The sequence below is a fragment of the bacterium genome (assembly GCA_027622355.1).
Lineage (GTDB): Bacteria > UBA8248 > UBA8248 > UBA8248 > UBA8248 > JAQBZT01.
This window is the reverse complement of record JAQBZT010000187.1, coordinates 1-5,967: the sequence shown is the minus strand read 5'-3', so window position 1 is coordinate 5,967 and position 5,967 is coordinate 1. Positions and strand designations below refer to the sequence as shown.

The following is a 5,967-nucleotide window of genomic DNA, read 5'->3' as shown; positions in this document are numbered from 1 at the left end:
GATGGGCACCCCCTCGCGGTTGCCCCATTCGTTCCAGGAGCCGACATAGTTCCGCACCCGCGGGTAGCCGAGGAGGCGAAGGGCGAAATAGGCGTGCGCCGAGCGGTAGCCGGTCTGGCAATAGGGGATGACCTCCTTGTCCGGGGTGACGCCCAGCGCCTCGAACTGGGCTCTTAGCTCTTCGGCGCTCTTCATCTCCCGATCGGGGGTCAGGTGGGCGAGCCATTCCTGGTGGACAGCGCCGGGGACGGCGCCGCCGCGCTTGGCGAGAACGCGGGTGCCCTCCCATTCTGCCGCCGAGCGCGTGTCGAGGATGGCCTTGTCCGCATCCTCGATGGCTTCGAGGACGTGGCGGTAGGTGGCGAGGCGCTCCGGACGCGGTTCGTACCTGAAGGCGCTCGGTTCTGGAACTTCCGCATCGCGCGTGACTTCCAGCCCGGCCCGCTGCCAGGCGGCATAGCCCCCGTTGAGGACGTGGACATCGCTGTGGCCGAAATACTCGAGAAACCAGAAGCCGCGCACGCAGGTGTTTCCCGTGTCCTCGTCGTAGAAGACGATCGTGTTCTCGAAGCTCACTCCCCTTTGCCCAAGGAGGAACGCCCACATCCGCATGAAGGACTGCAGGGGGGCATCGTCGGTGTCGTCGCAGTTCAGGGCGTAGATGTTGAAGTGGCGTGCTCCGGGAATGTGCCCCATCGCGTAGCGCTCACCGGGCCGGGCGTCGATGATCCGCAGGTTGGGATCATCGAGCCGCTCCTGAAGCTGCTGCGAGCTCCATATCAGATCGGGATTCACATAGCCTTCGGATGTCATCGCATCTTCCTCCCTTACCTCGTGTAAAATCCGCCGTTCACATCGAACGCATGGCCGGTGATGTGGGCCGCCTCCTCGCTCGCGAGAAAAAGGGCCGCCGGGGCGATCTCCTCGGGCCGTCCCAACCTCCCCAGCGGATGGGCGGCGATGGTCCGCTCGAGCACCTCATCGGGGAAGGAAAGCATCATCTTGGTTTCCGTGGGGCCGGGCGTCAGGCAGTTCACCGTGACGCCGCTCTTGGCCAACTCGCGCGCGAGGTTGAAGGTCATCGCGAAAACACCCCCCTTCGAGGCGCTGTAGGCCATGTTTGCCCCGAGGCCGCCCGTTTTCCCGGCGACGGAGCCGAAGAGAATGATCCGCCCGTTTCCAGACTGTTTGAGCGGCCCGATCAGTTCCTTGATGCAGAGGTAGGGCCCGATCAGGTTGACGCGCAAGGTGAGGTCCCAGTCGGCGGCATCGAGGGTCAATGGGTCTTTCAGCAGCGGATAGGCCGCCGCGTTCACGAAGACGTCGCACCCACCGAGCCAGCTCACAATCTCGCCGAGGACACTGGGGAGGAGTTCCAACTCGCCCAGATCGAAGGGGAAGGCCCGCACCCGATCGGCGGGGCCCGCGATGGCCGCGAGGCGCTCTGTGTCCCTTCCGGCGGCGGCCACCTTCGCCCCCGAGGCGATGAACCCCCGCGCCACCTCGGCGCCAATCCCCCTCGAGGCGCCGGTGACGATGACCTTCTTGCCGGTGAAGTCGAATCGGGCGCTCATGCCGGAGCCTGTCCCTCCGAACCAGGGTCAATCTGTCCAGAATGCGCCGTTGACATCGAGGGCTTCTCCATTGACGTGCCCGGCCTCTTCGCTGGCGAGGAAAAGGACGGCCGGCCAGACATCCTCCGCCACCGTGAGGCGCCCCATCGGATGGGCCGCCTCGGCCTTGTCGAGCATCTCGTCGGGGGACTCGAAGTGCAGCCCCGTCCGCGCCGGACCGGGGAGGATGCAGTTGATCGTCACGCCGCTCTTGCCGAGTGTCCGGGCGAGATTGAAGGTCATGGCCAGAAGGCCCGCCTTGGCGGCGGCGTAGTTGAGGTTCGGGCCGATGCCGCCCATCTTTCCGGCGATGGAGGCGAAGTTGATGATGCGCCCCGCGGGGGAGGCCTTCAGCGCGTCGAAGGTCGCTTGAATGTAGAAGTAGGGGGCGAGAAGATTGACGGCCAGCACCTCGTCCCAGTCCTCCTTGGTGAGGCCCAGGGTCTCGCGAATCGGCATGTAGCCCGCCGTGTTCACCAGAACGTCGCACCCTCCCAGCCAGCCGAGGGCTTCTTTCGCATTCTCCCGGAGGGCGTCCACATCCGCGAGGTGGCAGGGGGACTTCCGGAGGCGATCGGCGGGACCTTCCAGGGCGTCCAGGCGGGGCCCCGGCCGGTCGGTGGCAAAGAGCTTTGCCCCCGCCTCCAGGAACCTTTTGGCGATGAGGGAGCCCATAGCCCCGGCGGCTCCCGTGAGGATGACTTTGCGGCCCGTGAAATCGAATTTGATCGGCATTTTGCCCTCGGAAAAGAGAGATTATGAATGTCAGGTCTGAGTTTTCTAGCACACAGCCCGGCCGCCCTCAAATTGGAAAGGGGAATATCCCTCCGGGGCGTATTCACGGATACCATCTTCAGGGCGGATAAAGAAGAGAAAGATATCCTGAGAAACGGGATTTCGCTGGGAGACGCCTCTTGTTATAATCCGGCATCTTCATGGGCGATGTATGGTCCCAGCCGATGCGGGAGGAGGAGTGCTCCCCGCTGGGGTTGAATAGTCTTTCACCGGTACTTGTATTGCCGGGCTGCCATTGGGAGGAATTATGTCTTCGCTTGTTTACGTCGGGAAAAGTGTCCCCCGCGTGGATGCCCCCGAAAAGGTGACGGGACGGGCCATGTACACGCTGGACCTTCTGCTTCCCAAAATGCTTTACGGAAAACTGCTGGGCAGCCCGCTTCCCCACGCTCGCGTCAGGAGCATCGACGCCAGCCGGGCCAAAAAACTCCCCGGGGTCAAGCTGGTGATGACGCCGGACGATATCCCCGATGACGTGGTATGGGGCGTCGTTCCCGGCTGCTACGACCAGACGCCGCTGGCGAAGAAGGCCCGTTTCGTGGGAGACACGGTCGCGGCCGTGGTGGCGACTTCCGAAGATATCGCCATCGAGGCGCTCGAGCTGATCGATGTGGACTACGAGGAGCTTCCGGCCGTCTTCGATCCCTTCGAAGCCATGAAGGAAGGCGCTCCCGTCATTCACGACTACCGGCCGAACAACATCGCTTCCACGAAGCACATGGAGTTCGGCGACGTGGACAAGATGTTCGCTGAAGCGCACCACGTGAGCGAGCTCAGCACCGCCTCCTCCCGGCAGGCGCATTGCTGCTTTGAGACGCACGTCTCCATCGCCGAATGGTCCCCGGACGGCTATCTGACGGTCTACAACTCCACCCAGTGCCCCAGCCTTTCCAGCCAGTATTTCTCCAAGGTCCTGAAGATCCCTGAGGCGAACATCCGCGTCATCACCCACTATATCGGGGGCGGTTTCGGGGGAAAGGCGACCAGCAAGTTCAACATCGACTTCCTCTCGATCATCGCGGCGAAAAAACTCGGGCGCCCGGTGAAGTTCTACTACGATCGCCAGGAGGAGTTTCTCCTCGGCACGCACCGCACGAAACAGTTCCACGCCACCCGGATCGCGACCGACAAAGACGGCATCATCCTGGCCCGTGAGGTCAAGATGGTGGTCGAGAACGGCGGCTACTCCGACTACGGCCCGGTCGTGGGCGCCATCACGGCGCACATGGGCGGGAGTCTCTATAACTTCAAGGCCTACCGCCACCATGCGGATGTCGTTTTCACCAACGTCCCCCCCGGCGGCGCCATGCGCGGGGTCGGAAACGGCGGCTACGGCTTCGGGACCGAGATCGCGATGGACAAACATGCCCATGAGATCGGCATGGACCCGGCCGAGTTCCGCCTCAAGAATTTCGTCAAGAAGGGGACCACCACGATCATCGGCGCCAAGATCACGAGCTGCGGCGTCTCCCAGTGTGTCCAGGAGGCGGTGAAGCGCGTCCCCTGGAAGGAGAAGCGCCCCTCCGCCGACGGCAAAAAGCGCGGCTACGGGTTGAGCGCCGCCGTCCACTTCACCGGCGCGCGCGCAATGGGCCCCGAGACGGCCGGCGCCTTCATCAAGATGAACAAGGACGGCACCGTTCAGGTGCTCTCCGGGACCATCGAGATGGGCAACGGCTCGAACACCACCCTTTCGCAGATCTGCGCCGAGACGCTGGGGGTGCGCGTCGAGGATGTGCGGATCATCAACGGCGACACCGCGGTGAACCCCTATGGGTGGGGCGTCCGGGGAAGCCGGACGACGACGATTGACGGCATGGCGACCCGGCTCGCCGCGCTGAAGGCGCGCGATATGCTCTTCAAGGGCGCCGCGGAGATTCTCGAATGCGACCCGAACGATCTGGACGCCCGGCAGGGGAAGATCTTCGTCAAAAGCGCCCCCGATCGCGAGATCACCCACACCCAGGCCTACATGAAAATTTACGACAGGCAGGGGAGCGAGGCGGTCTACACGGCGGCCAGCTACGATTCCCCCAGCGAATCCCCGGACCCGGTCACGGGCTACGGCAACTGGTCGGCTGCCTATGCCTTCGGCGCCAAGGTGGCCGAGGTGGAGGTGGACACGGAGACGGGGGCTGTTGAGGTGCTCCGTATCATTTCGGCCAACGATGTGGGGACGGTGGTCAACCCGGCGGGTGCGGTCGGTCAGATCGAGGGCGGCGCGCTGATGGGCGTGGGCTACGCCTTGAGCGAGGATTTCCAGGTCGAGGACGGCCAGCCGGTCAATCCCAATTGGCTCGACTATAAACTGATGACCACCCAGGATGTTCCCGTTCTGGAGACGGTTCTCGTGGAAACCGAGAATCCGACCGGACCCTATGGCGCCAAGGGGTTGGGAGAGATGGCCCAGCTGGGGACCTCGGCGGCAATCTCCAACGCCGTCTACGATGCGGTCGGCGTGCGCATCACGACGCTGCCGATCACGCCGGAGAAGATTCTCAACGCCTTGCGGGAGAAGGCGGCAAGCGGAAATTGATGCCGGTCAAGAATGTTTTCCGCGCAGGGGGCGGGATTCCGGAAACGACTTGAGGAGATGAGCCTTGGCTTTTCATTATGTGGCTGTGAACAGTGTGGATGAGACGCTCGCCGCCATTCAGGCGCACGGGGATGCGGGGAAAGTGTATGCGGGCGGCGTGGCCCTTTCGATTCTGATGAAATCCAAGATTTTCGAACCGGAAAATCTGATCGACATCTATGGGGTGGCGGAGCTTTCTTTCATCGAGGGGACGAAAAACGGCGGCGTCCGCATCGGCGCGCGGACGGTACACCGCGACATCGAGACCTCTCCGCTCATCCGGGAGCGCTTTCCCCTGCTGTCCGAAGTGTTCCACAACGTGGCGACCATCCGCATCCGCAACGCGGGCACGATCGGCGGGAATCTCTGTTTCGCCGAGCCCGCCTCCGATCCCCCGGCGGCGCTCCTCGTCCTCGAGGCGCGGATGAAGGCCAAAAAGGCGGATGGCAGCGAGCGCGTGATCCCGGCGGGCGAGTTCTGGACGGACTACTATGAGTGTGCCCTCGCGCCGGATGAACTGCTGACCGAGATCGAGATCGATCCCCTCCCGCAGGGCTTCCGCACGGCCTACACGCGCTTCACCACCCGCTCGAAGGAAGACAAGCCGTGCATTTCGATCTCGGTGGCGGTCTCGCTCGAGGCGGACGGCAAAACCTGCCGGGAGGCCCGCATCGGCCTCGGCGGGGTGGAGGCCGTCTTCCGGCGCGTCACGGCGGCGGAGGCGGGCCTCAAGGGCAAGGAGCTGACCCGTGAGGCGATTGACGGCGTCCTGGCCCGGTCGCTGGACGATCTGGAGCCCCTGACCGACATCCGGGCGAGCGATGCGTACCGCCGCCAGGTGACGCCCGTCTTCATCCGGCGGACGATCGAAAAGGCGCTTGGTTCCTAGCGCCGCCCAGTGCGGCGGCGCGCCGCAACTCCTGCCCTTTGTTATCCGGCCTCCCGTTCGGGGAGGCTGTTTTTTTTCTCCAGAAAGATGAAAGC

The 5,967-nt window shown here is 63.9% G+C and carries 5 protein-coding genes; 2 read left to right on the top strand and 3 right to left on the bottom strand.

Annotated elements, in window-relative coordinates; translation table 11 throughout:
* The 3 genes from O2807_10830 to O2807_10820 all read right to left on the bottom strand — a co-directional run.
* Positions 1-813, bottom strand: an 813-nt coding sequence (locus O2807_10830) for a sulfurtransferase (protein MDA1000991.1), incomplete at its 3' end; no start/stop codon positions are given.
* A gap of 14 nt (positions 814-827) precedes the next feature.
* Positions 828-1,574: an SDR family oxidoreductase gene (locus tag O2807_10825; GenBank protein ID MDA1000990.1), complete on the bottom strand. Its 747-nt coding sequence runs from the start codon at positions 1,572-1,574 to the stop codon at positions 828-830.
* A gap of 27 nt (positions 1,575-1,601) precedes the next feature.
* The gene (locus tag O2807_10820) at positions 1,602-2,348 is read right to left on the bottom strand and encodes an SDR family NAD(P)-dependent oxidoreductase (GenBank protein MDA1000989.1); all 747 of its coding nucleotides are present in this window, start codon (positions 2,346-2,348) and stop codon (positions 1,602-1,604) included.
* Positions 2,349-2,655: 307 nt separating this feature from the next.
* On the opposite strand from O2807_10820, the gene O2807_10815 reads away from it, so the two are divergent.
* Together O2807_10815 and O2807_10810 are read left to right on the top strand one after the other, a co-directional pair.
* Positions 2,656-4,944, top strand: a complete 2,289-nt coding sequence (locus O2807_10815; protein ID MDA1000988.1) for a xanthine dehydrogenase family protein molybdopterin-binding subunit — start codon at positions 2,656-2,658, stop codon at positions 4,942-4,944.
* Between the two features lie 64 nt (positions 4,945-5,008).
* On the top strand, positions 5,009-5,872 hold the full coding sequence (locus tag O2807_10810; protein MDA1000987.1) for a xanthine dehydrogenase family protein subunit M: 864 nt from the start codon (positions 5,009-5,011) through the stop codon (positions 5,870-5,872).
* The last annotated feature ends 95 nt before the right edge of the window (positions 5,873-5,967 follow it).

Excerpts from the sequence above, each read along its gene's own strand:
- O2807_10815 (MDA1000988.1), top strand. The coding sequence starts at position 2,656 with ATGTCTTCGCTTGTTTACGTCGGGAAAAGTGTCCCCCGCGTGGATGCC.
- O2807_10820 (MDA1000989.1), bottom strand. The coding sequence starts at position 2,348 with ATGCCGATCAAATTCGATTTCACGGGCCGCAAAGTCATCCTCACGGGA.
- O2807_10825 (MDA1000990.1), bottom strand. The coding sequence starts at position 1,574 with ATGAGCGCCCGATTCGACTTCACCGGCAAGAAGGTCATCGTCACCGGC.